This is a genomic window from Caulobacter sp. (assembly GCF_039596335.1).
In the GTDB taxonomy this organism is placed as follows: Bacteria; Pseudomonadota; Alphaproteobacteria; order Caulobacterales; family Caulobacteraceae; genus Caulobacter.
In genome coordinates this window covers 324,226-349,430 of record NZ_JBCNJZ010000001.1, presented here as the reverse complement: position 1 = coordinate 349,430, position 25,205 = coordinate 324,226, and the positions used below count along the sequence as shown (strand labels likewise).

Annotated in this window: 26 protein-coding genes; 11 read left to right on the top strand and 15 right to left on the bottom strand. The window is 68.3% G+C overall.

Annotation, left to right across the window (positions count from 1 at the left end):
- Window positions 1-44: 44 nt before the first annotated feature.
- Entirely contained in the window at window positions 45-635 is a 591-nt protein-coding gene (locus tag ABDW31_RS01740) for a hypothetical protein (protein WP_184716614.1), read from the bottom strand.
- Between the two features lie 294 nt (window positions 636-929).
- Here ABDW31_RS01740 and ABDW31_RS01735 point away from each other — a divergent pair, with 294 nt between their 5' ends.
- Entirely contained in the window at window positions 930-1,517 is a 588-nt protein-coding gene (locus ABDW31_RS01735) for a LemA family protein (protein WP_221444617.1), read from the top strand.
- 11 nt (window positions 1,518-1,528) lie between these two features.
- Window positions 1,529-3,478, top strand: coding sequence for a DUF2207 domain-containing protein (locus ABDW31_RS01730; protein ID WP_184716616.1), 1,950 nt, complete (start codon window positions 1,529-1,531; stop codon window positions 3,476-3,478).
- Between the two features lie 6 nt (window positions 3,479-3,484).
- Here the strand turns inward: ABDW31_RS01730 and ABDW31_RS01725 are convergent, their stop codons facing one another.
- From ABDW31_RS01725 to thiE, 5 genes are all read right to left on the bottom strand, one after another.
- Window positions 3,485-4,804 carry a hypothetical protein gene (locus ABDW31_RS01725; RefSeq protein WP_184716618.1) on the bottom strand — a complete coding sequence of 440 codons (1,320 nt, stop codon included), beginning with the start codon at window positions 4,802-4,804 and terminating at the stop codon, window positions 3,485-3,487.
- Between the two features lie 175 nt (window positions 4,805-4,979).
- Window positions 4,980-6,050, bottom strand: a complete 1,071-nt coding sequence (locus ABDW31_RS01720) for a glycerophosphodiester phosphodiesterase (protein ID WP_184716620.1) — start codon at window positions 6,048-6,050, stop codon at window positions 4,980-4,982.
- A 67-nt stretch (window positions 6,051-6,117) separates the two neighbouring features.
- Window positions 6,118-6,918 (bottom strand): inositol monophosphatase family protein, encoded by an 801-nt coding sequence (locus ABDW31_RS01715; RefSeq protein ID WP_184716622.1) that lies wholly within the window; start codon window positions 6,916-6,918, stop codon window positions 6,118-6,120.
- 290 nt (window positions 6,919-7,208) lie between these two features.
- Entirely contained in the window at window positions 7,209-7,616 is a 408-nt protein-coding gene (locus ABDW31_RS01710; RefSeq protein ID WP_184716624.1) for a hypothetical protein, read from the bottom strand.
- 85 nt (window positions 7,617-7,701) lie between these two features.
- Window positions 7,702-8,346: a thiamine phosphate synthase gene (gene thiE / locus ABDW31_RS01705; protein WP_184716626.1), complete on the bottom strand. Its 645-nt coding sequence runs from the start codon at window positions 8,344-8,346 to the stop codon at window positions 7,702-7,704.
- A gap of 154 nt (window positions 8,347-8,500) precedes the next feature.
- Between thiE and ABDW31_RS01700 the strand changes: the two genes are divergently transcribed.
- Together ABDW31_RS01700 and bfr are read left to right on the top strand one after the other, a co-directional pair.
- Window positions 8,501-8,686 (top strand): bacterioferritin-associated ferredoxin, encoded by a 186-nt coding sequence (locus ABDW31_RS01700; RefSeq protein ID WP_172270958.1) that lies wholly within the window; start codon window positions 8,501-8,503, stop codon window positions 8,684-8,686.
- A 146-nt stretch (window positions 8,687-8,832) separates the two neighbouring features.
- On the top strand, window positions 8,833-9,312 hold the full coding sequence (gene bfr / locus ABDW31_RS01695) for a bacterioferritin (RefSeq protein WP_172270960.1): 480 nt from the start codon (window positions 8,833-8,835) through the stop codon (window positions 9,310-9,312).
- Window positions 9,313-9,581: 269 nt separating this feature from the next.
- Here the strand turns inward: bfr and ABDW31_RS01690 are convergent, their stop codons facing one another.
- Window positions 9,582-11,003: a PAS domain-containing methyl-accepting chemotaxis protein gene (locus tag ABDW31_RS01690; protein WP_184716628.1), complete on the bottom strand. Its 1,422-nt coding sequence runs from the start codon at window positions 11,001-11,003 to the stop codon at window positions 9,582-9,584.
- Between the two features lie 423 nt (window positions 11,004-11,426).
- On the opposite strand from ABDW31_RS01690, the gene ABDW31_RS01685 reads away from it, so the two are divergent.
- Window positions 11,427-12,002: a tryptophan-rich sensory protein gene (locus tag ABDW31_RS01685; RefSeq protein WP_184716630.1), complete on the top strand. Its 576-nt coding sequence runs from the start codon at window positions 11,427-11,429 to the stop codon at window positions 12,000-12,002.
- A 157-nt stretch (window positions 12,003-12,159) separates the two neighbouring features.
- Entirely contained in the window at window positions 12,160-12,855 is a 696-nt protein-coding gene (locus ABDW31_RS01680) for a DUF1109 domain-containing protein (RefSeq protein WP_184716632.1), read from the top strand.
- Window positions 12,856-13,059: 204 nt separating this feature from the next.
- Here the strand turns inward: ABDW31_RS01680 and fba are convergent, their stop codons facing one another.
- From fba to gap, 3 genes are all read right to left on the bottom strand, one after another.
- Complete coding sequence (gene fba / locus ABDW31_RS01675; protein ID WP_184716634.1) at window positions 13,060-14,151, bottom strand: class II fructose-bisphosphate aldolase; 1,092 nt, start codon at window positions 14,149-14,151, stop codon at window positions 13,060-13,062.
- 156 nt (window positions 14,152-14,307) lie between these two features.
- Complete coding sequence (locus ABDW31_RS01670; protein ID WP_184716636.1) at window positions 14,308-15,498, bottom strand: phosphoglycerate kinase; 1,191 nt, start codon at window positions 15,496-15,498, stop codon at window positions 14,308-14,310.
- Between the two features lie 82 nt (window positions 15,499-15,580).
- Window positions 15,581-16,588 carry a type I glyceraldehyde-3-phosphate dehydrogenase gene (gene gap, locus ABDW31_RS01665; RefSeq protein WP_184716638.1) on the bottom strand — a complete coding sequence of 336 codons (1,008 nt, stop codon included), beginning with the start codon at window positions 16,586-16,588 and terminating at the stop codon, window positions 15,581-15,583.
- Between the two features lie 304 nt (window positions 16,589-16,892).
- On the opposite strand from gap, the gene ABDW31_RS01660 reads away from it, so the two are divergent.
- The gene (locus ABDW31_RS01660; RefSeq protein ID WP_184716640.1) at window positions 16,893-17,297 is read left to right on the top strand and encodes a hypothetical protein; all 405 of its coding nucleotides are present in this window, start codon (window positions 16,893-16,895) and stop codon (window positions 17,295-17,297) included.
- Window positions 17,298-17,299: 2 nt separating this feature from the next.
- On the top strand, window positions 17,300-17,626 hold the full coding sequence (locus ABDW31_RS01655) for a cell division protein ZapA (RefSeq protein WP_184716642.1): 327 nt from the start codon (window positions 17,300-17,302) through the stop codon (window positions 17,624-17,626).
- 198 nt (window positions 17,627-17,824) lie between these two features.
- Here ABDW31_RS01655 and ABDW31_RS01650 read toward each other — a convergent pair whose 3' ends face one another.
- Window positions 17,825-18,241 carry a hypothetical protein gene (locus ABDW31_RS01650; RefSeq protein ID WP_184716643.1) on the bottom strand — a complete coding sequence of 139 codons (417 nt, stop codon included), beginning with the start codon at window positions 18,239-18,241 and terminating at the stop codon, window positions 17,825-17,827.
- A gap of 292 nt (window positions 18,242-18,533) precedes the next feature.
- On the opposite strand from ABDW31_RS01650, the gene ABDW31_RS01645 reads away from it, so the two are divergent.
- Entirely contained in the window at window positions 18,534-19,142 is a 609-nt protein-coding gene (locus ABDW31_RS01645) for a 5-formyltetrahydrofolate cyclo-ligase (RefSeq protein ID WP_184716646.1), read from the top strand.
- A 22-nt stretch (window positions 19,143-19,164) separates the two neighbouring features.
- Entirely contained in the window at window positions 19,165-19,986 is an 822-nt protein-coding gene (locus ABDW31_RS01640; RefSeq protein ID WP_184716648.1) for a TIGR00282 family metallophosphoesterase, read from the top strand.
- A 1-nt stretch (window position 19,987) separates the two neighbouring features.
- On the opposite strand, the gene ABDW31_RS01635 is transcribed toward ABDW31_RS01640, so the two are convergent.
- Window positions 19,988-21,043 (bottom strand): LacI family DNA-binding transcriptional regulator, encoded by a 1,056-nt coding sequence (locus ABDW31_RS01635; RefSeq protein WP_184716650.1) that lies wholly within the window; start codon window positions 21,041-21,043, stop codon window positions 19,988-19,990.
- 88 nt (window positions 21,044-21,131) lie between these two features.
- On the opposite strand from ABDW31_RS01635, the gene ABDW31_RS01630 reads away from it, so the two are divergent.
- Window positions 21,132-21,653: a molybdenum cofactor guanylyltransferase gene (locus tag ABDW31_RS01630; RefSeq protein ID WP_184716652.1), complete on the top strand. Its 522-nt coding sequence runs from the start codon at window positions 21,132-21,134 to the stop codon at window positions 21,651-21,653.
- Window positions 21,654-21,747: 94 nt separating this feature from the next.
- Here the strand turns inward: ABDW31_RS01630 and ABDW31_RS01625 are convergent, their stop codons facing one another.
- The 3 genes from ABDW31_RS01625 to ABDW31_RS01615 form a co-directional block, all read right to left on the bottom strand.
- A complete protein-coding gene (locus tag ABDW31_RS01625; RefSeq protein ID WP_184716654.1) occupies window positions 21,748-23,229 on the bottom strand; it encodes a sulfite reductase flavoprotein subunit alpha in 1,482 nt (493 codons plus the stop codon).
- Complete coding sequence (locus tag ABDW31_RS01620) at window positions 23,229-24,218, bottom strand: FAD:protein FMN transferase (RefSeq protein WP_184716655.1); 990 nt, start codon at window positions 24,216-24,218, stop codon at window positions 23,229-23,231. Before ABDW31_RS01620 ends, ABDW31_RS01625 begins: the two co-directional genes overlap by 1 nt.
- Window positions 24,219-24,336: 118 nt before the next feature.
- Window positions 24,337-25,197: a DUF4198 domain-containing protein gene (locus ABDW31_RS01615; protein WP_184716657.1), complete on the bottom strand. Its 861-nt coding sequence runs from the start codon at window positions 25,195-25,197 to the stop codon at window positions 24,337-24,339.
- Window positions 25,198-25,205 lie beyond the last annotated feature (8 nt).

Genomic DNA, 25,205 nt, shown 5'->3' with positions numbered 1-25,205 from the left:
CAACGCCCGGCCCTTCATTCCAACTCGTCTTGTGTCGCTTCTCGTCAGGCCTTGAAGGCGCGATGCAGCCTGTGCATCTCGTCCCGGCGCATCCCGCCCACCGCCGCGGCGATGCTGGCGGCGAAGGCGCTGGTCAGGGCGCCGATGCCCAGGAACAGCGAGATCTGGGCGCTGATCTGACCGGCGCGAATGGCCTCTGCCGGGGTCAGCTCGACGGGCGCGCTGACGGCCGGCGCAGCCATCAGGGCGCCCAGCACCAGTAGGCCCACGACGCTGGTCGCCCAGGCCAGCAGGCCGTGCGCGGTGTCGCGGAAGTGGGTCTCGTGGTCGTGGACGTACAGCCACTTGGTGCGCAGTCGTCCGGTCAGATAGCCGCCCAGCATGCTGGCCACGACCTGGCAGGCGACGAAGGCCGCGCCCAGGATCGGGGTGAAGTCCTCGGCCGTAACGCCGCCCGGCCAGCGCGGCGCCATCTTCAGGCCGAAGCCCGCGCACAGCGAGACCAGCACGAACAGCATGGCGACGGTCGCCGCCGCCCCGGCCCAGACCGCGTCCCAGCTGACCGCCGACTGGGTCTCGTCGGGAATGACCTCGACCCGTGAAAGGCTTTCAGACGTGGGTGTTTCATAGGTCATGGCGACGCTCCCGGCCGGCTCAGAAGTGGTGCGTGCAGAAGGCGAGCAGCAGGATGATCGGCAGGGGAACGCCCAGCAGCATCAGGAGGATGGATCGCATCGCGCGGGCTTCCTTGCTTAGTGAGGGGCTGAGTGCGGACAGGCTTGGCTGTGTTGCGCTGGGAAACGGCTCAGCTGTTCGGGGGTTCCGCTCCATGCCGGATGGCGCCGAGGCGACCTTGTTTCATGGCCAAGCTTGGCCATCGCGATGCGAGGCGATACCTCTACCGGAAGGCGTGAACGCCTTTAGGTCGTGTGCGAGAACTGGAGCGTCCCCTGACTACGTCTTGGATTGTCGCCATCGGGCTGGCCCTGGCCGCCCTCGTCGTCGTGTTGATCTACAACGGCCTGGTCCGGGCCCGGGCGCTGGTGCGTGAAGGCTGGAGCGGGGTGACCGTACAGCTGCGCCGCCGCGCCGACCTGATCCCCAACCTGGTGTCGTCGGTGAAGGGCTATGTCGAGCACGAGCGCGGCCTGCTGGACGCGGTGACCGCCCGCCGCGCCGAGGCCGTGCAAGCCCGCACCGCGCCCGAGGCCGTCCGCGCCGATACCGCTCTCGACGGCGCGCTAGGCCGGCTGATGGTGGTGGCCGAGGCCTATCCCGCCCTCAAGGCCGACCAGGCCTTCCTGGCCCTGCAGGCGCAACTGGCCGAGATCGAGACCGAGCTGCAGAGCGCCCGCCGCTACTACAACGCCACCGTCCGTGATCTGAACACCAGGATCGCCACGTTCCCCGCCTTGCTGATCGCCGGGCCGCTGGGCTTCCGCGAGGAGCCCTCGTTCACCGACGACGACCCCGGGCTCGCCGCCGCGCCGGCCGTGCAGTTCGACGCCGCCCGGTGAGGTCTTCGATCATGCGCGCCTGGGCGCTGCCGCTATTCCTCGTTCTAGGTCTGGCGGGCGCTGGCCGCGGCTTGGCCGAGGAGCGGATCACCAGCTTCGTCAGCGACGTCCGCGTCCAGGCCAATGGCGACCTGGATGTGGTCGAGACCATCGCCCTGGAATCGGAGGGCGAGACGATCCAGCGCGGCATCCAGCGCGACTTCCCCACCCGTTATCGCACCGAGCGCGGCCGGCTGGTGGAGGTGGGCTTCACGGTAGTGTCGGTCGAGCGCGACGGCCGGACCGAGCCCTTCAAGCTGATGCGCATGAGCAATGGCCAGCGGGTGCGCATCGGCGATCCCGATCGGCTGCTGGACCCTGGCGCGCACGTCTATAGCATCCGCTACCGCACGACCCGGCAGCTGGGCTTCTTCGGCGACTTCGACGAGCTCTATTGGAACGCCACCGGCACCGGCTGGACCTTCCCGATCGAGCAGGCCGAGGCGCGGATCACCCTGCCGACCGCCGCACGGTTCGGGAAGCGGGCGGTCTATACTGGCGCCCAGGGCGATACCGGCAAAAACGCCGAGGTGGTCTCCGAACGGCCGGGCCAGATCGTCTTTCACACCACCCAGCGGCTGGAGGCCCAGGAAGGCCTGACTGTCGCGGCCGCCTGGCCCAAGGGCGTGGTCGCCGAGCCGTCGCAAGGCCAGCGCCTGGGCTGGTTCCTGCGCGAGCAGGGCGGGCTGCTGCTGGCCTGGGCCGGCGTCGTCGCCATCGCCGCCTACATGGCGCGGGCGGTGTGGCGGGCGCGGCGCAATCCTGATCCCTGGCCGATCGTGCCGCTGTTCTCGCCGCCCGACGGCCTGTCGGCGGCGGCTGTGCGCTACATCTGGAAGGGCAAGTTCGACGACCGGGCCTTTACCGCCGCCATCGTCGATGTCGCTGTGCGGGGCCACCTGCGCATCGTCGACAAGGTCAAGAAGGGCAGCTTCGGCAAGCCGGTCCGCCGCCTGCTGAAGACCGTCGGCAAGCCCCCGCTGCCGCCCGCCGAGGCGGCCATGGTCCGCGAGCTGTTCAAGGGGCGGGCCAGCCTGCAGCTCAGCCAGGGCAACCACCGGACCTTGATGGACGCCCGCATGGACCTGGACCGCGGGCTGGACCGGGCCTACGGCGAGGACCGCTACAATTCCGACGCCGCCGGCAAGGCCAATCGTGGCTGGCTGGCCCTGGCCGGCCTGCTGCTGTCGCTGGCCGTGCTCCTGGTGCTGCTGAACGCCCCCCACGCCGCGCCGCTGACCCTGGGCGCCGTGGCGGTGGGGATCGGCGGCGAGGTCGCCCGCCGCTGGTTGAAGCGCCTGCGCGCCGGCCCCTTGTCGGCCAAGAGCGGTAAGCGCACCCTGTCGTTCATTGGCACGGGGATCGCCGTGCTGGCCACCTGGCACGCAGGCGCGCTGCTGGTGTTTCTGGGCTTCGCCGCCGGCGACCCCGTGCCAATGCTGGTCGCGCTGCTGGCCCTGCCGATCGTCATCGTCGCCAAGATGAACTTGCGCGGGCCGACCGCCGAGGGTTGGCCGCTGCGGGCGCGGATCGCCGGCTTCCGCCACTATCTGTCGGTGGCCGAAGAGGACCGCCTGGAGCGGCTCAATCCGCCCGAAAAGACTGCCGAGCTGTTCGAGAAATACCTGCCCTACGCCATCGCCCTGAAGGTCGAAACCCGCTGGGCCAAGCGCTTCGCCAGGGTGTTGGCGCAGGCCCAGATGGATCCGGAGAAGGACTGGTACGATGGCGACCAGCGGGCGTTCAGCCGTCCCGCCGCCTTCGCCACGTCGATGGGCAGCAGCCTGGTCGCCACCATCGCCTCGGCTTCCACCCCGCCGGGCTCGTCCGGCGGCGGCTCCAGCAGCTCCTCCAGCAGCGGCTCCTCGGGCGGCGGCTCGTCCGGGGGTGGCGGTGGCGGCGGTGGGGGATCGGGTTGGTGAGCGAACCTACTTCCGCAGGTCCGCCGGGGTCGTGGGTTCGCTGATCACGCGCTCCATGGCTTTCCAGCGGGCGTCTTCGGTTTTGCCGGCGCGGTTGACGTGGGCGCGGACCATGTCCTGGCCCAGGTTGTAGTTGATGACGTACGAGCGATAGGTCTCGACGAAGGCTACCCGCTTCTCGGCCCCGCCGCGCGAATAGAGGCTGTACTTCATCATCGCCTGGACGGCCTGTTCCTTGGTCATCCGGCCGGCCAGGTATTCGGCGGCGATGGTGTTGCCGGCGCTCGACAGGGCGGCCTTGGCCTCCTGCAGCTCGCCATAGGCCTGGGCGGTCTTGGGGTCCAGGCCCGCCAGCGGATAGAGCTTGTCGCGCTCGAAGGCGGTCTTGCTGTCGCCCGGGAAGGCCAGCTCGATGCCGAAATTGGCGCTGCCCTCGGCGATGAACGATTGCGGCGAGAACAGTGGATAGACGCTGAACTCGACCCAGCCCTTACCCTTGGTCAGCTTCTCTTCCAGCAGGGCGTTCAGCACGTGGTGGCCGGGGTAACCCTCGTGGCAGCCCAGGTCGAGCGCGCGGCTGATATAGATCGGCAGGTCGGTGTTGATCTCGATCAGGCTGTGGGCCTTGCCCTGGTACCAGTTGTAGCCGCTCCAGGGCTTGCCGGTGACGAACGACAGGTCGAAGCGCTCATTGGCGGGCAGCTTGATGTGCTCTTCGGTCTTGGCCTTGCAGGCGGCGATGCCGGCCTTCATCACCGGCTCGAGCTTGTCGGTCGGGATCACATACTTGTTCTGGAAGGCGTCGACGCGGCTGGCCAGGTCGCCCTTGCCCGGGACCAGCTTGTCGAGGCGGGCCAGGATCGGGTCATAGCTCTTCAGGGGCTTGAGCACCGGGCGCACGCCGAACAGGCCCTCGGCCTCATCCTGGAAGCTGAACTTGTCGCCGGCGATCATGGCCAGGCGGGTCTGGGCGGCCTTGATCTGCCCCTTCAGGAACAGCTTGCGGCGCTTCTCGTCGGCGTCGAGATCCTTGTCCGGGATGTGGCCCAGCAGACCCTGCAGGCGGTCGGCTTCCTTGCGCAGCACCGAGACCGGACGCGGGGCGACCTTGGCGGTGTTCTGCAGGGCCTCAGGGCCGTAGTAGGCGTCGACATAGCCCGGCTCGCGCACGCCGGCCTCCAGCGTCATGCGCACGAAGTCTTCGGCGATGCGGTTCAGCACCTCGGCCCCCGGCGTGGCGGCCCCCGGAGTCGCAGCGAAGGCGGGCGCTCCCAGCAGCAGGCTGGCGGCGAGGGCGGCCGCGGAGACGGCGTGGCGGAAGGTCATGGCGTGGCCCCAGGGCAAATCGAGGCCGGCACGCTGCCCGGACGGGGCTGTTTCCGCAAGAGCGCTGCTAGAGCCTGTCCGTTTCTGATGGAAACATCAGAAACGGACAGGCTCTAATTCAAACATTTAGAGCGTGGCAAACGCCAAAACCGCTCACACTTTTGGCTGCCACGCTCTAGCGGGCGGCGGCCGCCGCGGCGGGGAAGTCGCTGAACACGCCGTCGACCCCGGCCGCGTAAAGGGCCTTGAACACCGGCGCCACGTCGCCGTGCATCGCCAGGAAGGCCGGATCCTTGGGATCGCCCTTCCGCAAGGTCGCGGGCAGGAAGTAGTTCTCGGTCCGCACCGTCCACGGATGAACCTGCAGACCAGCGGCGTGGGCGTTCTTCACCAGGTCGGTGGCCGGCAGCAGCTTTTGGCCGTCGCTGGGGACCACCAGGCTCCAGGTCGGGCCCAGGCCGTCGGCATAGACCGCGACATCCTTCAGGCCCTGGGCGGTGATCAGGTCGGCGTACTTGACGCCCGGCAGATCGGCCGGGCCGCCTTCGCCGTCGACCAGGAACACCAGCTTGGCCGGCGTCTTGGCGCGCAGGCGCTTGAGCGGGCCGACCTCGAAGCACTGGACGAACACCGGCGCGGTCGCCGAGTTCAGGTCGTTCTTCTTCAAGAGGGCGACCAGGCGGTCCTCGGTCGGCAGGCCGATGCCGGCGAAATAGGTCGGGTGCTTCAGCTCGGGATAGACGCCGATGGTGCGGCCGGTGCGCTTGGAGCCGGCCTTGGCGATGGCGACGACCTCGTCGAAGGTCAGGATGCCGCCGGCCTGGCCGTCGAAGGCGGCGCTGACGGGACGCAGCTGCGGCAGCCGCTCGCGGGCCTTCAGCGTCTTCAGCTCGGCCAGGTTGAAGTCTTCGGTGAACCAGCCGGTGATCGATTGGCCGTCGATGGTCTTGGTCGCCTTGCGGCCGGCGAACTCGGGGCGGCTGGCGACGTCGGTCGTGCCGCCGATCTCGTTCTCGTGGCGCGAGACCAGATGGCCGTCCTTCGTGGGGACCAGATCGGGCTCGATGAAGTCGGCGCCCTGCTCAATGGCGCGCTCATAGGCCAGCGCGGTGTGCTCGGGCCGCTCGCCGCTGCAGCCGCGATGGCCGATCACGACGGGCTTCTTCGTCTGGGCGAAGGTCAGGGTGGGCAGCAGCGTGCCGGCGAGGGCGGCGGTGGTCATGGCGCGACGGGTGAGCAGGGTCATGCCCCGCGATTTAGCGCGCAGGTGTGACGATTTGGCGAGGGCTTTCAGGCCCTCGCCATCACATATCTTAAGCTGCGCGCAGGCGTTCCAGGATCTGCGGGTAGAGGTCCTGGTTGCTGGCCAGGATCGACTTACCGTTGACGACGTCCAGATCGTTTTCGTCGATCGTCGTGACCTTGCCGCCCGACTCCTGGATCATCAGCACGCCGGCGGCGATGTCCCACGGGTTGAGATTGCGCTCCCAGTAGGCGTCGAAACGACCGGCGGCGACCCAGGCCAGGTCCAGGGCGGCCGAACCAAAGCGGCGCACGCCGGCGACCTTCTGGCTGACCTGGTGCAGCTCCTTCAGGAACTGGCCGTGCCCGGGCTTTCCGGCGAAGGGCACGCCGGTGGCCAGAACGCTCTCGTCCAGGTGACGGCGGGCGGCGACGCGCAGGCGCTTCTCGGCGCCCAGGAAGGCGCCCTTGCCCTTTTCGACCCAGAACAGGTCGTTGGTGATCGGGTTGTAGGTCACGCCGGCCACGATGCCTTCGCCCTCGCGCTGCAGCGCGATGTTGACGGCGAAGTGCGGGATGGCGTGCAGGAAGTTGGTGGTGCCGTCCAGCGGGTCGACGATCCAGGTGTGGGTCTTGTCGGTGCCTTCGATCATGCCGCGCTCTTCGCCCAGGAAGCTGTAGCCCGGGCGGGCCTTGGTCAGGATCTCGAACAGGGTCTGTTCGGCCTTAAGGTCGGCATTGGTGACGAAGTCGGCCGCGCCCTTCTTGGACACCTGCAGTTCCGTGACCTCGCCGAAGTCGCGGGCCAGGCCGCGGGCGGCCTTCCGGGCCGCGTCGATCATGACGTTCAGGAGGGCGGAAGGCGTGGCCACGGGCGGATATCCTCAAGGAATGCCGTCGACGCCCGCCGGAAAGTCCGGCGGCGGAGCGGTAGGTCGACGGTGTGAAAGAACGGGCGCGGAACCTAGTCGTCCACAGGGCCGATGGCAAGATGAGGGATTGGGGCGTGGTTAAGGGGACCTCACAGCCCGTCATCCCGCGCTTTATGCGCGGGACCCATCTATCCGCCGCAAGTGCGATGCGGACTCACGCTCTCACGTAGAAGCTGAACCATGGGTCCCGCGCATAAAGCGCGGGATGACGGATCTGCTGAGGAAAGGCCCTAAGGCAGTTCCACCTTCGGCAGGCTGTCCTTGGTCTCGCAGGCCAGTTTGCCGGCCTTGCCGACCGCGCCGGAGATGTCCTCGACCTTGGCTTCCTTGCGCCAGCCCTTGGGCAGGGCGTGGCCGCCGTCGAAGTCCATGCCCAGGTCCATCCATTTGTCCGCCGCGCAGTCGAGGGCGAACATCAGGATCGGACCCTTGCCGGCCGGCCAGTTCCTGTAGGGACCGTTCGGCTTGCCTTCGGCGATACGCGTCACGACCAGACCGGTGGACTGGTCCACGCGGGTGAAGTCGACGTCGTAATAGGTCTTGGTCTCGCCCGGAGCCAGTTTCCAGGTCTCGGCGGTCGCGGGGCCGCAAAGGGCCAGCAGGACCGATACGCTAAGCAAACACCCTTTGAGCCGCATTTCGCGCGCCTCCCCAGTTATCGTTCGCTGGAAGAGACGCTATGCCTGTGTGCAGTGCATCACAAGGCGGTGGGAATAGCTGCTTTTACTTACGGGCGGCGAGGCCTTCGGCGATCGCCGTGTTCAGGGCGGCGACGGCGGCGGCGGGACCTTCCGGATAGGCCCAGACCCCGGCCGCGACGGCCAGGAAGTCCGCGCCGGCCGTGGCCAGCGGAGCGGCGTTGGCGGCGGTGATGCCGCCGATGGCCACGCACGGGGTTTCCATCGACTCCTGCCAGATGCTGAGGATGTCGGGCTCGGCGACGATCGGGGCGTCCTTGGTCGTGGTCGGGAAGAAGGCCCCGAAGGCGACATAGTCCGCGCCGGCCTCGGCGGCTTCCATCGCCAGGTGGCGGCTGTCGTGACAGGTGACGCCGACCATGCGGCCGCCCATCAGCTTGCGCGCATCCTTATAGGCCATGTCCGACTGGCCCACGTGGACGCCGTCCACCGGCAGGCGGGCGGCCAGGTCGGGCCGGTCGTTGAGGATCACGGCCACGTCGCGGGCCTGGGCGATCGGGGCCAGCACGTCGACGGCGGCGGCCACGACGTCGTCGGGCGCGTCCTTCAGGCGGATCTGCAGCGCGGCCACGTCGCCGCCTTCCAGGGCCTGGGCCAGCAGGCGGCCGAACCCGGCCAGGTCATCCAAGGCGGGCGGGGTGATCAAATAGAGGCGGCAGTCGAGCGTCATGGGCCTGGCTTTAGCACGAGCGCCCCCTCCGTCACGATCCGTATCCACTCTACCCGCGACCGCATGTCGCTGCGAACTCGACTGAGAGTCAGTTGCAAAAGTCGACTCTCTCGGCTAAATGAGAATGACACTCAATCGGGTAGGGCGTTCTTCCTTGTACGTCTGTAACTGTAACGGCATCCGCGAGCGCGAAGTGCGCGCCGCTATCGACGCTGGGGCCACGCGCCCGGCGGAGATCTTTCGCCACAAGGGCTGTCAGGCCCAGTGCGCCAAGTGCGTCTGCGAAATGCGTCAGATGATCCAGGAAAGCCGCGAGGCCCTCGCATTCGCAGCCGAGTAACGGCCCGAAACTCTACTTCGCGGGCTATCGCGAAGCACTCGCACGCTTTTCTGTGAGCCTGCGAAACACTTGCACAGATAGCGGTTGAAGCCTCGAACGGCTTGCCCCAGGTTCCGCCCGAACAGCGAACCCTTAAGGAGGCCGCCATGCAAGGCGACGCCGGCGTCATCCGCGTGCTCAACGCGGTGCTCACCAACGAACTGACTGCGATCAACCAGTACTTCCTGCATGCGCGGATGTACGACAACTGGGGCTTCAAGCGCCTGGGCAAGATCACCTACGACGAATCCATCGGCGAGATGAAGCACGCCGACAAGCTGATCAATCGCATCCTGTTCCTGGAAGGCCTGCCCAACCTGCAGGACCTGCACAAGCTCAAGATCGGCGAGACCGTGCCGGAATGCCTGGCCAGCGACCTGAACGTCGAGCTGTTCAACCGCGAGATCCTGGTCCCCGGCATCGTCCAGTGCGAGACCGTGCGCGACTATGTCAGCCGCGAGATCCTGCGCGAGATCCTGACCGACACCGAAGAGCACATCGACTTCCTCGAAATGCAGCTGGGTCTGGTCAAGTCGCTGGGCGACCAGAACTACCTGCAGTCGGCCATGGGCGAACTGCCGGCCTAACTGCGCTGCATGAACACCCGCAGGCTCTCGTCGAGCCCGCGCGCGATATGCTGACGCCGGATCTCCCTGAGGTCCGGCGTTAGTTTTGACTCGGCCGGGAAGGGCGGATGAGCGGGCTCATGCCGCCATGCTGACGTCCCGCGGGACGAACGCCAAGCGCCGTGCAGCGTCCTCGCCCTTCGACAGGCTCAGGGTGAGGACGACTTTCAAGCCGGTTTCAGTAGAAAGCCTCACCCTGAGCTTGTCGAAGGGCGGGTTTTTGGGCCCTCTTACGCCGCTCGCGCGCCCGGGCGGCCATAGCTGCGGATCTGAGCCGGGCGTTCGACGACGGCGTCCTGGCCGGTCTTGAAGCGCTGCATCATGTCCGACAGGTCGTGGGCCTCGGTGCGCAGGTTGGCCGAGGCTGCGGTAGTCTGCTCGACCATGGCCGCGTTCTGCTGGGTGACCTGGTCCATCTGGTTGACGGCGCTGTTGACCTGGTTGAGGCCGGTGGCCTGTTCCTGCGACGAGCGGGCGATCTCGGAGATCAGGATGTCGATCTCGCCGACCTTGGCGACGATGGCGTCCAGCGACGAGCCGGTCTCGCCGACCAGACGCACGCCGCGATCCACCTGGGCGGTCGAATTGGCGATCAGGGTCTTGATCTCGCGCGCGGCTTCGGCGGAGCGCTGGGCCAGGGCCCGGACTTCGGAGGCGACGACGGCGAAGCCGCGGCCGGCTTCACCCGCGCGAGCGGCCTCGACGCCGGCGTTGAGGGCCAGGAGGTTGGTCTGGAAGGCGATCTCGTCGATGACGCCGATGATCTGGGTGATCTGGCCCGAAGACTTCTCGATCTCGCCCATGGCGGCGACGGCCTCGGCCACGACCTTGCCCGAGCGGTCGGCGTCGGCGCGGGCGCCCGACGCGGCCTGCGAGGCGCGATTGGCGCCGTCGGCGCTGCGGGCCACGGTGGCGGTGATCTCGTCCAGGGCGGCGGCGGTCTCTTCCAGGCTGGCGGCCTGTTGTTCGGTGCGACGCGACAGGTCCGAGGCGGCGTAGGAGATTTCGTCGCAGCCGGCATGCATGCCCATGGTGCGCTGGACGATGCCCTGCACGGTCTCGCGCAGGCTGGCTACGGCGGCGTTGAAGTCGTCCTTGATCTGTTGGTAGCGCGGATCCATCGCCGCCTCGATGCGTGCGGTCAGGTCGCCCTTGGCCAGGGCGTCCAAGCCCGAGGCCAGCACGGTGACGACGGTGTTGTCCTGATCGGCCTTCTTGCGGGCGGCCTCGGCGGCGGCGCGCTCACGCTCGACCTGGGTGATGTCCGAGGCGAACTTGATGACCTTGTAGGCCTTGCCGTCCTTGTCGAACATCGGGTTGTACGAGGCCTGGATCCAGATCTCCTTGCCGTCCTTGCCGACGCGGCAGAACTTGTCGGAGAAGAACTCGCCGCTGGACAGACGCTTCCAGAAGTCGCGGTACTCGCCGCTCTTGGCGTAGTCGCACTCGACGAACAGGCTGTGATGGCGGCCCTGGATCTCCTGCAGGCCATAGCCCAGGGTCTTCAGGAAGTTGTCGTTGGCCGTGATGATCGTGCCGTCGAGATCGAATTCGATCACTGCCTGGCTGCGGTGGATGGCGGCGATGACGGCTTCCAGCTCGGCGATGCGGCCGGCGGACTTGTTGTCTTGGCGGGCCCGAAAGATGGACATCGGATTGTTCCCCTACAGGGGTCCCTGACCCGCTACCCCCTGGTGACGAGTCTTCCCTGCGCTTCGGCGAAAGGTTGTGCTCCGAAGCTCAAAGGAACCTTAATGGCCAGCAACCTTAACCAGGTCATTCAGGGTGTTGGCATGCTAAAAAGGTCAGTGAAAACAGCGATGTGACGGGATCGGGTATCCTGTGGCGCCCGCGCGCGGCATTACGCCACACGGGTCTTCGAACGGTGTTGCGCGAAGGGGTTGTGCGCCCTTAAGGCCTTATGGAACCCGGTCTCGGCGCTTTTTACGCTAGCGCGAAAAAACGATCGCGGCATCATGCGTCGAGGTGTCGCCCCAGTCGAACCGCGGTCTGGAACCAAGGTGCAGCTGGGCTGTTTGACCTTATCGAGTAGATAGATTTAGGGGAGTCCCGCCATGCATATCGCCAACGGAAAGACCCGCGACCGCGCCCTGGCCGGCCGCGAGGCGTTCCAGCTCGATCGGCGGGAGGGCGTCCATCCCGTCGCCCAGATCGCGGCGGGCGCGGCCCTGGCGGGCGCGGCGATCATTGCGGCCCGACTGATGGGCGGCCGGCATGAGCGCGTCCTGGACGACGAGATGTACGCCGTCGAGTTCGCCGAGATGCACGAGCCGGTGGCTCACCAGCCCAAACCCATGACCAGCCTGCTGCTGCCGCCGCTGTTCATCGCCATGACCCTGTCTGGCCTGCGCACCTGGAACTCGCCGTCCAGCCCGGCCCGTACGCGCGCCCTGACGATCTGGAGCTTGGTGCAGGGGTTCAACGCCCTGTGGCTGGGCCTGGGCGCCAAGCGCGTCGGCGGCCAGCTGGGTGCGGCCACGGCCTCGCTGGCGGCCTCGGCGGCCTACGCCCTGGAAGCGCGCAAGGTCGGCGGCGGCTCGGCCCCGGACCTGGGCTGGGTCGGCATCGCCAACGCCCTGACCGCCCAGCTGTGGCGTCGTCCGGCGCTGCGGACGCCCACCATCCACTAGGGTCGTCCGTCGCCTTCCCGACGTGCATCACGTTTTGTACCGCTACCTCCTGATTGATTGACAAACCGTCGTTCGACCAATGAAGTGCCGCGGCTTTTTGCACATGCGGCGCAAGGGCGACATCCAATCCCGTAAGCTACTCTGTGGGGAGGGGCGCGTGACGATCGATGACGCGCTCGCGACCGCGAGCGGCGAACCTCTGCCTGTGTCCGGTGGCGCTGGATGGTCGGCGGCCAACCTGCCCTGGCGGCTGGCCGAGACGGCCATGGCCGGGGCGCTGGCCGGCGTGCTGATCATCCTGGCCTGGTTGAAGCTGCGGCCCGACCTGACCCTGGCGGCGAACGGGGCCTTCTTCTGGATCAAGGCGGCCTATCCCCTGGCCATCGCGGCCTGTGCCCTGGTGGCGGCCACGCGGCTGGCGCGCGAGCGGCGCGGGGCGGATGTCGCGTTTGGCGTCGCGGCGGTGCTGGCGGGGCTGATGCTGGTCGCCGCCGCCGTCCAGATCATCGACCTGCCCACCGAGATGGTCCTGGCCATGCTGTGGCCGGACGGGGCGATCTGCGTGGCCAACGTCCTGACCCTGGCCGCGCCGATGCTGCTGCTGACCGCCGTGGGCCTGCGCCGCGTCGAGCTGGAGCGTCCGGCCGCTACGGGCTTCGCCTGCGGCCTGTTCTGCGGCGGCGTGGCCAGCACGGTCGACGGCCTGCACTGCTGGCAGGAGACCTACGCCTTCGTGGGCCCGTGGTTCAGCCTGGCGATGCTGGCATGCGGCGCGGTGGAGGCGGGGAGCCTGAAAATCCCCTCTCTCATAGAGAGAGGGAGGGGCCCTCCGCCGCAGGCGGTGGGAGGGTGAGAGGTTATAATCTTTCCGGATAGGGCGCAGTTCGCGGTGAACGGCCCTAGGCGGGATCGTCGGAGAGCAATCGGCTGAGGGTGAAACCTCTCACCCTCCCACCGCTGCGCGGCGGGCCCCTCCCTCTCTCTATGAGAGAGGGAAAAACAAAAAGGCCCCCCGGATCGCTTCGGGAGGCCTCTTCATGTCAGCGGACCGAACCGACTACTCGGCGGCGGCCTTGGCCGCGCCGGCGCCGAACTTGGCGTTCAGCTCGCCCGAGGTGTAGCGCTTGGCCATGGTCGCGGTCGACAGCGGCTTGATCTTGTCAGCCCAGCCGGCCGAGCCGAACTCGGTGAAGCGGGCGGCGCAGACCTTGCGCATGGCTTCCTTGGCGGGCTTCAGATAGGCGCGCGGGTCGAACTCCTGCGGCTTTTCCATCAGCAGCTTGCGGATGGCGCCGGTGATGGCCATGCGGTTGTCGGTGTCGACATTGATCTTGCGCACGCCGTGCTTGATGCCGCGCTGGATCTCTTCGACCGGCACGCCCCAGGTCTGGGGCATCTCGCCGCCGTACTGGTTGATGATGTCCTGCAGGTCCTGCGGGACCGACGAGGAGCCGTGCATCACCAGGTGGGTGTTGGGCAGGCGGCGGTGGATTTCCTCGATCACATTCATGGCCAGGACGTCGCCGTCCGGCTTGCGCGTGAACTTGTAGGCGCCGTGGCTGGTGCCCATCGCAATCGCCAGGGCGTCGACGCCGGTGGCCTGCACGAAGTCGACCGCCTGGTCCGGATCGGTCAGCAGTTCGTCGTGGCTCAGCTTGCCTTCGAAGCCGTGGCCGTCTTCAGCCTCGCCCATGCCGGTTTCCAGCGAGCCCAGAACGCCCAGCTCGCCCTCGACCGAGACGCCGCAGCTGTGGGCCATCTGGACCACCTTCTTGGTGACCTCGACATTGTACTCGTAGGACGCCGGGGTCTTGGCGTCTTCCATCAGCGAGCCGTCCATCATCACCGAGGTGAAACCGTACTGGATCGCCGTGGCGCAGGTCGCCGGGCCGTTGCCGTGGTCCTGGTGCATACACACCGGGATATGCGGGTACAGCTCGACCAGGCCGTCGATCAGACGGGTCAGAACGATGTCGTTGGCGTAGTTACGCGCGCCGCGCGAGGCCTGGATGATGACCGGCGAGTTGACGGCGTCGGCCGCCTCCATGATCGCCAGGCCCTGTTCCATGTTGTTGATGTTAAAGGCGGGCAGCCCGTACTCATGCTCGGCGGCATGGTCCAGCAGCTGGCGCAGCGTGATGCGAGCCACGTAGTCTCTCTCCTGCAAGCGTTAAGTGGTTAGGTCGTTTCTTGTTCTTGGGGCCGCGACGCTTTTGCGTTCTCTGCCCATGTCGTGCTGATGCGTGTCAGTCTTATACAGGCTGAACGCCGATCTGCACGATCCGCGCCAGCAAATAACTTGAGCTTACCCTTCGAGGGCGGCGACGCCCGGAAGCGTCTTGCCTTCCATCCATTCCAGGAACGCGCCGCCGGCGGTCGAGACGAAGGTGAAATCGGCCGACACGCCCGCGTGGTTCAGCGCGGCCACGGTATCACCGCCGCCCGCGACGGCCACCAGCTTACCCGACTTGGCCAGGCTTGCTGCGTGTTTCGCCGCCGAAACGGTCGCTTCGTCGAACGGGGGGACTTCAAAAACGCCAAGCGGGCCGTTCCAGATCAGGGTGACGCTCTGGTCCATGGCCGCCAGCAGACGCTTGGCGCTGTCCGGACCGGCGTCCAGGATCAGGTCGTCGGCCTGGACCCCGTCCAGCGGACGGACAGCGCTTTCAACACCAGGAGCGACCTTCTTGGCCACGACCACGTCGGTCGGCAGCAGCAGTTCGCAGCCGGCGGCCTCGGCCTTCTTCATGATCTCACGGGCGGTGTCGGCCAGGTCCTTTTCGCAGAGCGAGGCGCCGACGTCGTGGCCCTGGGCGAACAGGAAGGTGTTGGCCATGCCGCCACCGATCGCCAGGCGATCCAGCTTGGCGACCAGGTTGTTCAGCAGGTCCAGCTTGGTCGAGACCTTGGAGCCGCCGACGATGCCGATCACCGGCTTCTTCGGGTTGCCCAGCGCGGCGTCCAGGGCTTCCAGCTCGCGCTGCATCGACAGGCCCGGATAGGCCGGCAGCAGCTTGGCCAGGCCTTCGGTCGAGGCGTGGGCGCGGTGGGCGGCGCTGAAGGCGTCGTTGACATAGATGTCGCCGTTGGCGGCCAGGGCGGCGGCGAACTCGGCGTCGTTCTTCTCTTCGCCGGCGTGGAAGCGGACGTTCTCCAGCAGCGCGACGCCGCCGTTCTCGAGCGCGTTGACGACTTCAGCGGCGGCCGGGCCGACGGCGTCCGAGGCGAAGGCGACCGGCTGCTCCAGCAACTTGGACAGCGGCTCGGCCACGAAGCCCAGGCTCATCTCCGGCACGACCTTGCCCTTCGGACGATCGAAGTGGGCCAGCAGGATCACCTTGGCGCCTTGCTTGGACAGATAGCTGATCGTCGGCAGCGCCGCGCGCAGGCGAGTGTCGTCGGTGATCTTCCCGCCGTCCACCGGGACGTTGAAGTCCACCCGAACCAGGGCGCGCTTGCCGGCGAGATCGGCGGTGTCGAGGGTGCGGAAGGTCATGTCGGCGTCCCGGAAAAGCGTAGGGGATATCAGGCAAGGAAAACCCCGCTCCTTGCGAGAGCGGGGTTTGGTAGGGCGTTCCTTAGAGGAACTTCGCCATTTCCAGAGCGGTGTCGCTCATGCGGGTCGCGAAGCCCCACTCGTTGTCGTACCAGCTGAGCACGCGGACCAGCTTGCCCTCGATGACTTGCGTCTGGGGCAGGGCGGCCGTCGAGCTGGCGGCGATGTGGTTCAGGTCGGTCGAGACCAGCGGGTCGGTCGTCGTGAACAGCACGCCCTTCATCGGACCGTCGGCGGCGGCCTGCAGGGCGGCGTTGACCTCGGCGACGTTGGTCTCGCGGGTCGGCACGACCTTCAGGTCGATGACCGAGACGTTCGGGGTCGGGACGCGGATCGACGAACCGTCCAGCTTGCCCTTCAGGGCCGGCAGGACCAGGCCCAGGGCCTTGGCGGCGCCGGTCGAGGTCGGGATCATGCTCAGGGCGGCGGCGCGGGCGCGGTAGAGGTCCTTGTGCATGGTGTCCAGCGTCGGCTGGTCGCCGGTGTAGCTGTGGATCGTGGTCATGTAGCCACGCTCGATGCCGACCAGGTCCTGCAGCACCTTGGCCACCGGGGCCAGGGCGTTGGTGGTGCACGAGCCGTTCGAGACGATGATGTCGTCGGCGGTCAGGGTCTCGTGGTTGACCTTGTAGACGATGGTCTTGTCGGCGTTGTCGCCGGGCGCCGAGATCAGGACGCGCTTGGCGCCGGCCTTCAGGTGGGCGGCGGCCTTGTCCTTGGCGGTGAAGATGCCGGTGCACTCGAACGCGATGTCGACGTTCAGTTCGGCGTGCGGCAGCTCTTCAGGGTTACGGATGGCCGTGACCTTGATCTTGCCCATGCCGACGTCGATCCAGTCCTCGCCCGACGTCACCGTGCCGGGGAAGCGGCCGTGCACGCTGTCGTAGCGCAGCAGGTGGGCGTTGGTCTCGACCGGACCCAGGTCGTTGATCGCGACGACCTCGATGTCGCGGCGGCCATGCTCGGCGATGGAGCGCAGGACCAGACGTCCGATGCGGCCGAAGCCGTTGATGGCGACGCGAACAGCCATGGATCTTTCTCCGGTTTATGGCCGCCGGTCGAAGGCGACCGACGTTCCCTAGTTGGGGTGGCGTTTTGCGGTGTGCAGCCGACAAGTCAAGTCCGAGAAACTACGGCCGCCTCCAAGGGCGCTAAATCCGATTGCGAAAAAGCGAGGGGGTTTGGCGGTGCAAAAGTGAGGACAACCCCTCCGGGTCGCGGACAGGCGGGGGCGAATGCTGCTAAGGGCTTCTGATCCCGCCCCATTCTCGCCTCCGAACGCTGGCTAACAGGGCCTCGATCTATATGTTGCGTCGCATGATGGAAGTTCGCCGATGATCCCGGCCGAAGGCAGCGCCCTCGACCTGGCCGTTCGCCGCCTGGACCGGGCGGTGAGCCAGCTGGAACAGCGCCAGGCGGCCAAGGCCGCCGAGGCCGAGCGCGCGCTGGCCGCCGCCAGCGCCGCGGCCCCGGCCATGCCCCTTTTCTCGGCCGATGAGCCGGGTCTCTTCGACGACGAGGAGCGCGCCCGCTTGGTCGCCGATCTGGAAGCCGCCCGCGAGCGCGAGAAGGCGCTAGAGGAGGCCGGCGAGCAGGCCTCGGTGGCCCTGGGCCGCGCCATCGCCGAGATCCGCGCCGCCCTGGGCGACGAGGCCGTGGCCAACGACCATCACCACGACGGTCACGCGGTCACGCCGGGCGAGGACGACGAGCTCTTCGACGATCCTGAGGAGGCCTGACCATGTCCCAGGTGACCATCCACGTGAACGGCCGGCCCTACATGGTCGGCTGCGAGGACGGCCAGGAGCCGCACCTGACCGAACTGGCGCGCCTGTTCGACCGCCAGGTCCGCCAGGTCAGCTCCGACGTCGGCCAGCTGGGCGAGACCCGGCTCTTCCTGATGGGCGCCCTGCTGCTGGCCGACGAGCTCTCGGACATGAAGCTCCGCCTGGCCCATGCCAACGCCGAGATCAACCGCATGCAGCAGGAAGGCACCAAGGCCGAGATCACCGCCATCCGCGCCCTGGACGCGGCGGCGGACCGGCTGGAGAAGCTGGCGGCGGAGTAGGCTGGCAGATCCTCCCCCGCGATGCGGGGGAGGTGGCCCAGAGGGCCGGAGGGGGCCAATGCGGTCTCGCTCCAGTTCGCCCCCTCAGTCGGCTCCGCCGACAGCTCCCCCGCATCGCGGGGGAGCATCTTCAGGCTTCGCGTCACCGCGCTTATGCGGTGGCAAAAAGACGACCGCAGCGTAACAGCGACCTTAGACCTACGAGCGGTCGCGTCTCGTGCGACTAGTGTGCTCGGTGCGTATCGCTTCGAACACGTCCTTAGCCGGTATGCCGCGATCAGGATTGGCTTGCATCAGGTCATAGGCCTCAGCTGCCTTCACTGTGCGTTGCGTCTCGATGATCGCGTTGATCTCGGCTAGTGCTGACGCGACAAGCTCATGAGCCCGCGCCTGCCCCTTAAGGTCGGCTTCGCAGTAATTCAGGTCGTGGAGCAGGTCGTATAGAACGATTTGCACCGCGTTGACGTCTGGGGGCGTGTCCTCAATCAAGGCTTGGAGAGCAGCTATCTCTTGCCGGCCAAAGGGCGCTCCCGGAACAAGACGTGCGCGTAGGGCGTGCTCGACGCTCCCATCCAGGAGTAGAGGCGTAGGCGCCTGGGAACGGGGCGCTTTCATGTTGGTCTCCGGATTGACCATGGGGAGCGCGTATGGCCCGCGTCAAACCGACCCTATCGCAGGAGCCAAAGGATCCCTATATTGATCAACGGCGGGTCATGCTGTGGCTCTCGTCGAAGATTTCTTATCCCAGGGACCTTAATCTCTCTATCGGGACCTGTTCCCTCCCGTGGCCGTGGCTGCGGGAACACGGGGCCCACCTGTTACTGACAGGTTCGAGTGGATTGAAACGTCTTCACGGTTCTTCGCGGCGCCGCCACCCTTTCCCCTTCTGAAGCGCTATAGACGGACGATGACCATCGTCGATCCCGTCGCGGCCAAGACCGCCCTGCGTATCTTCCTGCGCAACCAGCGCAAGGAGCTGGCGCGCCAGCATCCCGAAGCCGACTGGATGATCGCCGAAGTGGCGCGCGAGCCCTTGGCGAAGCTGTTTCCCGATCCCGTCGGCAAGGTGGCGGCGCTGTATCACGGCCTGGGTTCGGAGATCTCACCGCTGATCATGGCTGGCCACATGCACGAGGCCGGCTGGACCCTGGCCTTGCCGGCGGTCGAGGACGCCGACGCCGCGCGCATGGTGTTCCGCGCCTGGACGCCGGGTGAGCCGCTGGTGCACGACGCCATAGGCCTGCGCGGTCCCGCGCCCGAGCGACCCATCCTGGAGCCCGATCTGGTCATCGCTCCACTGCTGGCCTTTCAGCGCGACGGTCTGCGCCTGGGGCAGGGCGGCGGCTATTACGACCGGGCGCTGGAGGCCTTGCGGGCCCGCCGGTCGGTGGTCGTGATCGGCCTGGCCTACAGCGGCCAGCAGGTCGAAAACCTGCCCGCCGAACCGCATGATCAAAGGCTGGACGCCATTCTCACAGAAAAAGAGTATATCGCCGTCCATGACATGAGCCGCTGACGGCTCGCTCTAAGGACTTTCTATGCGTTTCGCCTTCTTTGGCGATGTCGTCGGCAAGTCGGGCCGCGACGGCCTGGCCGACCATCTGCCTGATCTCCGCCGCCGTCTCGGCCTCGAGTTCGTGATCATCAACGCCGAGAACGCCGCGGCCGGTTTCGGCATCACCGAGAACACCGCCCGCGAGCTGTTCGACGCCGGCGCCGACTGCCTGACCCTGGGCAATCACAGCTGGGACCAGCGCGAGGCCCTGACCTATATCGTCCGCGAGCCGCGCCTGATCCGTCCGGCCAACTATCCGATCCTGTCGGACGCGCCGGGCCGCGGCAGCCATCTCTTTCAGACCGACTCGGGCAAGACCGTGTTCGTCGTGAACCTGCTGGGCCGGGTGCACATGGACGCCATGGACGACCCGTTCGCCGCCGCCGATCGCGAGCTGGACAAGGCCCCGCTGGGCCAGGTGGCCGACGCGGTGATCGTCGACATGCACTGTGAAGCCACCTCCGAGAAGATGGCCATGGGCCACTATTGCGACGGTCGCGCCAGCCTGGTCGTCGGCACCCACACCCACGTGCCGACCGCCGACTGCCAGATCCTGCCCGGTGGCACCGCCTATCAGACCGACGCTGGCGCGTGCGCCGACTATGACAGCGTGATCGGCAACCAGAAGGACGAGCCGCTGCGCCGGTTCACCACCAAGATCAGCGGCGGCCGCTACACCCCGGCCAGCGGTCCGGCGACGATTTGCGGCGTGTTCGTCGAGACCGACGACCGCACCGGCCAGGCCGTGCGGGTCGAGCCGATCCGCGTGGGCGGCCGCCTGAAGCAGACCATCCCGGAAGTTTAGCCTAGGCGCTGGCCGGCCCGGTGGAGTCCCGCACGATCAGCGTGTGGGGGTGCATCAGCTGCTTGGGTTCGCCGCCGCCGTCGCGCTGGCGGCGGATCTCTTCCAGCACCAGGTCGACGGCCGCGCGGGCCATGGCCGCGATCGGCTGGCGCACCGTGGTCAGCGGCGGCCAGATGTTGTCGGCGATCGAGGTGTCGTCGAAGCCGACGATGGAGAGATCCCCCGGCACGTCCAGGCCCAAACGATGGGCCAGGCCCGCGGCCGCGGCGGCCATGTCGTCATTGCCGGCGAAGATCGCCGTGGGGCGCTGGTCGCCCGACAGCAGCCGCTCGGCCGCGTCCAGGCCCGAGCGATAGGTGAAATAGCCCTGCTCGACCCGGATGTCCTCCATCGGGATGCCGGCAGCCTTCAGGGCGGTCATGAAGCCGTCCAGGCGCTGCTGGCTGACCGTCTGGTTCGGGTGGCCCTTTATGAAGCCGAAGCGCGTGTGGCCCAGGCCGATCAGGTGCTGGGTCAGCTCGAAGGCGGCGGCCTCGTTGTCGATGCGGATGGTGGCCATGTCGGCGCTGGCCAGGCCCGGCGCCACGGCCACGGCGGCCGCGCCGGCGGCCTTGACCTCGGCCAGCACCTGCGGGCTCTCGCACAGCGGCGGCGGCAGGATCAGGCCATCGACGCCCGTCTTCAGCAGCCGCGCCAGGGTGGCGCCGGCCAGTTCGGGCTCGGCGCACTTCTCGATGACGATCTGGGCGCCGGTGCGGCTGCTCTCGTCCAGCGTCCCGACCAGGAACTCCGACAGGAAGCCCATCGAGGGGTTGTCGTACAGCAGGCCGATGCGAAACGGCGCGCTGCCGGCCAGGCTGCGGGCGGCGGGGTTGGGGGCGTAGTTGAGGTCGGCGATGGCCTTCTCGACCAGGGCGCGGGTCTCTTCCTTGACGGTGCTCTCGCGATTGATGACCCGCGAGACGGTCATCGGCGAGACGCCCGCCCGGGCGGCGACGTCGCGGATCGTGGCGCTCTGGGTCGTACGACGGCGCTGGCGCTCGGTCGGTTGGCTCATTCTTGTATTTCCGTCCCTTATCGCGCGGGACACTAGACCGCTTTGGGTGGAGCTTGGAAGACGGCGCCAGAGGCGATAGGCAGCCTTCATGACCAAGCTCGGCGCCATCATCCTGTGCGGCGGCGCGTCCCGGCGGATGGGGCGCGACAAGGCCGTGCTCGACTGGGACGGCGCGCGGGCGGTCGACCGGGTGGCGGCGCTGGCCAGAGCGGTGGGCGCCCAGGCCCTGGTCACGGCCGGGGCGGATCTGGGCCTGCCATGGGTTCCGGACGAACAGGCTCTGGCCGGACCGGTCGGCGGCGTGCTGGCCGGGGCGCGAGCGCTGGGGGCGGAACGGCTGCTGGTGCTGGCGGTCGACGCGCCGACGCTGACGGCCGAGGACCTCGCGCCGCTGCTGGCGACGGGCGGCTACTACGAGGGCCTGCCCGTACCGATGGTGCTCGAGACGGCGGCGCTGCCGGCGGACGCTCAGGCCGGCTGGCCGCTGCGGCGGCTGGCGGAGCGCGCAGGGCTGACGGCCCTGCCGGTTCCGGACGGGGCGCTGGCGCGGTTGCGGGGCGCGAACACGCCGGAGGAGCGGGCCGCTCTCAATCTGTCATCCCGGCCGTAGCGAAGCGGAGAGCCGGGACCGCGGCAAGCGCATGGTCTTCCTGCGGTCCCGGATCGGCGCGCTGCGCGCTTGTCCGGGATGACACGGAGGTGGTTCAGTAGACGTCCCGCCGATAGCGCCCTTCGTCCGTCAGCTGCTCCAGCGCCTCAGCCCCCAGCGCCTCGACCAGCGCCGCGTGGACGTCGCGCGACATGCCTTCCAGCGAGCCGCAGACATAGATCGCCGCGCCGTCGGCCACCCACTGGCGCAGCACCTGGGCCGCTGCACGGAGGCGGTGCTGGACGTAGATGCGGTCGCCCTGGTCGCGGGAGAAGGCCAGGTCCAGGCGCTCCAGCAAGCCCGACGTCTTCCAGGCCTCGATCTCGGCGCGGTGGAAGAAGTCGTGGGCCGAGGTGCGCTCGCCGAACACCAGCCAGTTGCGGTTGGCGCCGGTCGCGGCGCGGGCCTTCAGATGGGCGCGCAGGCCGGCCAGGCCTGTGCCCGAGCCGATCAGGATCAGCGGGCGGTTCTTGTCGGGGCCGTGGAAGCTGCGGTTGGTCCGAACGCGGGCGTCGATGTTTCCGCCGATTTCCGCGAACCGGCACAGCCAGCCCGAGCCCAGGCCGGGAGCACCGTCAGCGCGCGGCATCAGCCGCACAAGCAGCTCGACCCCGCCGTCGCTGGGCAGGGAGGCGATCGAGTATTCGCGATGCGGCAGCGGCGTCAGCTCGGCGATGTCGCCGATCGGGCCGTGCGGCAGGCGCAGGCCCGACAGCGCCTCGGCCAGCTCGGCGGGCAGACCCAGGGCCGCGACCTCGGCCGGATCGTTGCGCGGGCCGATCTCCAGGATGTCGCCGGCTTCCCAGCTGACCTTGTCGGCCGGGACCAGCCGCACGTGCCAGGCCTCGCCGCCGGGGCTGCCGGGGTTGAGCAGGCGGCGCTCGGCCAGGGTCCAGCGGCGATAGGCCGGGCGGCTCCAGTCGGGTGCGTCGGTGACGCCGGTGATCAGGGAAAGTTGCCCCTGCCAGTGGCGCAGGGCGGCCGGATCGCCGTCGTCGACCTCGACCCGGTCGAAGAGGGGGGAAGCGCCCGCATGGGCCAGCCAGCCGTCCAGCGACCGGCCGAAGGCGCAGTACTGGGCGTAGGTCGCATCCCCCAGGGCCAGGACGCCGTAGCGCAGGCCTTTGAGGTCATGGGCATCCGTAAGAGTGGGCTTCATCACGTCGCGGATGAAGGCGCGGGCGGTGTCGGGCGCGTCGCCCTCGCCGGTGGTGCTGACCACGAACAGGGCGCGGCCGGTCAGGTCGGTGGCGGTGACGGCCGACAGCTCGCGCAGCGTGACCGGCGCGCCGCCTTCCGACAGGGCCTTGGCGGTGGCGTTGGCCAGTTCTTCGGCGAAACCGGTCTGGCTGGCATAGGCGACCAGCACCGGCTCACCCGTGCCCTGCGAGAGGGCCTTGGCGGCCTTGCGCGTGGCGTGGCGGCGCAGGGCTTCGCGCGCGGCGATGGCGGCGCAGAACAGGGCATAGGCCCCGGTCACGGCGCCGGCCGCGATCAGGCGGCGGGTCTCGGGCGGAAAGGCTTCGAAGTCGAACATCAGTCCAGCATGGCCTGCAGGGCGGGCGACAGGCGCTCTTCCAAGCCGCTGGCCGAGCGGCTGACAATCAGGGTGGCCAGGTCGTGGGCGGCGGCGAAGGCCAGGGCCGCGTCGGGGGGCATCACGGTCAGGGCCGTGGCCCAGGCGTCGGCGCTCATGCAGTCCTGGGCCAGCACCGTGACGCTGACGGTGGCGTGCGCGACGGGCGCGCCGGTGGCCGGGTCCAGGGTATGGGCGTAGCGGCGGCCGTCATGGTCGAAGAACCGGCGGTAGTCGCCGGAGGTGGCCACGGCCAGATTGTGCAGGGCGACCACCGTGTGCTCGGCGTCATTCGCCGTGGGTGGCCGTTCCAGCTCGACCCACCAAGGCTGGCCGTCGGGCTTGGCGCCCGTGCCGCGCAGCTCGCCGCCGACCTCGACGAGGTAGCTCTTCACCCCGGCCCGATCGAGCGCGGCGGCGGCCTGGTCGACGCCGAAGCCCTTGGCGATGCCGTTGAGATCCAGCTTCAGACCGCCCGGCTGGAACAGGGCGTCGCCGTCCAGCGTCAGGCGGCGCCAGCCGCCGGCGTCGCGCAGGGTGGTGATGTCAGCCGCCAGTGGCGGCTCACCCGAAAACGGACGAGGCCCAAAGCCCCAGAGATCGGTCAGGGCGCCCAGGGTCGGGTCGAACGCGCCGTTGGTGGCCTGCGCGATCGCGATCGCGCGGCGCAGGACGGCAGCGGTCTGGGCGGGCAGGGCGGTCCAGCTGCCCGGGGCGGCGCGGTTGTAGCGCGACAGGTCCGAGAGCGGCTCCCACGGGCTCATCTCGGCGACGACGCTGTCGAGCGCGCGCTGGATCATGGCCTCGAGGGCGGCAAGTTCGGTCGTGGCCGGCAGCACCGCCTTGACCGACCAGGTCGTGCCCATCGTCGCCCCGCCGAACGCACGGACGCTGCCGCCGACAGGACGGGCGGGCGGCGTGGCGAGGACGGGGATCAGGACGCGGGGCATACGTTGAAAGCTGTCATCCCGGCCAAGCGCGACGCGCGCCGAGCCGGGACCGCCGGAAGCATCGAGCTCTCCGAGGTCCCGGCTCTCCGCTGCGCTGCGGCCGGGATGACAGGTCCTTTTACGGCCGTTGGGCTTCGATGACGGCGGTGTAGCCAGCACTTTGGCCATTGCCGGCCAGGGGCTGGGCCGGGCCTTGCGGGGCCGCGCCGGGCGGGCCGCCGCGGGCGTTGGCGCCCGAACGGACCGAGGCGTTGACCCAGTACATGCCGGCTTCCGGCAGGGTGAACTTCACGACACCGTCGGCGCCGGTCTTGGCCTTGATCTCGCCGGGGCTGGTGCGCCAGCGATAGCCGCCGGGGATGAAGGTCACCTCCAGGTCGGCGGCTGGCTTGCCGTCCAGCACGAACTTGAACGAGGCCGCCTCGGTGGCGATCACGTCGGTCGGGTGGGTGACCGGGACCAGCTCCAGGCCGACGCCGGTCGGGGCCAGGCTCTCGGTGGTCGGCTTGTCCCGCGTGACGAAGGTCTCGTTGCGGTTGGCGCCCTTGATGGTCTTCAGGTCGGCCGCGCCAGCCGGGACCTGCTTGGCGAAGTCTTCAGGGCTGCCGCGAAAGCGCTTGACCTCGCCGTTCTCGGTCCAGCTGGCCATGACCGAGTTGCTGGCCGTGAAGATCTTGTAGGTGCCCGGCTTGGACAGCTGCAGGTCGAAGGTCGAGCGGTACTTGCCGGTCGAGGCGTTCTCCAGCTTCACCGGCTGGCCGTCAGGACCCAGCACCTTGACGCCATCCAGGCGCATCGGATGGTGGTCGGGGTGGAACAGCTCGTTGGAGATGGCCGCATCGACGCCGACCCAGGCGCTGTCGCCCGACAGGTTGGTGAACGACGGCAGCATCCAGCCGCGGTGGGCTTGGGCCGACAGCGGCATGGCGAAGGCGGCGCCGAGCGCGGCGACGGCGAGCAGGCTTTTCTTGAAGGTCATGATGGTTC

Excerpts from the sequence above, each read along its gene's own strand:
- ABDW31_RS01685 (WP_184716630.1), top strand. The coding sequence starts at position 11,427 with ATGCATATCGCCAACGGAAAGACCCGCGACCGCGCCCTGGCCGGCCGC.
- ABDW31_RS01730 (WP_184716616.1), top strand. The coding sequence starts at position 1,529 with ATGCGCGCCTGGGCGCTGCCGCTATTCCTCGTTCTAGGTCTGGCGGGC.
- ABDW31_RS01625 (WP_184716654.1), bottom strand. The coding sequence starts at position 23,229 with ATGTTCGACTTCGAAGCCTTTCCGCCCGAGACCCGCCGCCTGATCGCG.
- ABDW31_RS01635 (WP_184716650.1), bottom strand. The coding sequence starts at position 21,043 with ATGAGCCAACCGACCGAGCGCCAGCGCCGTCGTACGACCCAGAGCGCC.
- ABDW31_RS01720 (WP_184716620.1), bottom strand. The coding sequence starts at position 6,050 with ATGACCCTGCTCACCCGTCGCGCCATGACCACCGCCGCCCTCGCCGGC.
- ABDW31_RS01660 (WP_184716640.1), top strand. The coding sequence starts at position 16,893 with ATGATCCCGGCCGAAGGCAGCGCCCTCGACCTGGCCGTTCGCCGCCTG.
- ABDW31_RS01655 (WP_184716642.1), top strand. The coding sequence starts at position 17,300 with ATGTCCCAGGTGACCATCCACGTGAACGGCCGGCCCTACATGGTCGGC.
- ABDW31_RS01630 (WP_184716652.1), top strand. The coding sequence starts at position 21,132 with ATGACCAAGCTCGGCGCCATCATCCTGTGCGGCGGCGCGTCCCGGCGG.
- ABDW31_RS01640 (WP_184716648.1), top strand. The coding sequence starts at position 19,165 with ATGCGTTTCGCCTTCTTTGGCGATGTCGTCGGCAAGTCGGGCCGCGAC.
- ABDW31_RS01645 (WP_184716646.1), top strand. The coding sequence starts at position 18,534 with ATGACCATCGTCGATCCCGTCGCGGCCAAGACCGCCCTGCGTATCTTC.
- ABDW31_RS01740 (WP_184716614.1), bottom strand. The coding sequence starts at position 635 with ATGACCTATGAAACACCCACGTCTGAAAGCCTTTCACGGGTCGAGGTC.
- ABDW31_RS01725 (WP_184716618.1), bottom strand. The coding sequence starts at position 4,804 with ATGACCTTCCGCCACGCCGTCTCCGCGGCCGCCCTCGCCGCCAGCCTG.
- ABDW31_RS01690 (WP_184716628.1), bottom strand. The coding sequence starts at position 11,003 with ATGTCCATCTTTCGGGCCCGCCAAGACAACAAGTCCGCCGGCCGCATC.
- ABDW31_RS01670 (WP_184716636.1), bottom strand. The coding sequence starts at position 15,498 with ATGACCTTCCGCACCCTCGACACCGCCGATCTCGCCGGCAAGCGCGCC.
- ABDW31_RS01650 (WP_184716643.1), bottom strand. The coding sequence starts at position 18,241 with ATGAAAGCGCCCCGTTCCCAGGCGCCTACGCCTCTACTCCTGGATGGG.
- ABDW31_RS01615 (WP_184716657.1), bottom strand. The coding sequence starts at position 25,197 with ATGACCTTCAAGAAAAGCCTGCTCGCCGTCGCCGCGCTCGGCGCCGCC.
- gap (WP_184716638.1), bottom strand. The coding sequence starts at position 16,588 with ATGGCTGTTCGCGTCGCCATCAACGGCTTCGGCCGCATCGGACGTCTG.
- thiE (WP_184716626.1), bottom strand. The coding sequence starts at position 8,346 with ATGACGCTCGACTGCCGCCTCTATTTGATCACCCCGCCCGCCTTGGAT.
- ABDW31_RS01620 (WP_184716655.1), bottom strand. The coding sequence starts at position 24,218 with ATGCCCCGCGTCCTGATCCCCGTCCTCGCCACGCCGCCCGCCCGTCCT.
- ABDW31_RS01710 (WP_184716624.1), bottom strand. The coding sequence starts at position 7,616 with ATGCGGCTCAAAGGGTGTTTGCTTAGCGTATCGGTCCTGCTGGCCCTT.
- bfr (WP_172270960.1), top strand. The coding sequence starts at position 8,833 with ATGCAAGGCGACGCCGGCGTCATCCGCGTGCTCAACGCGGTGCTCACC.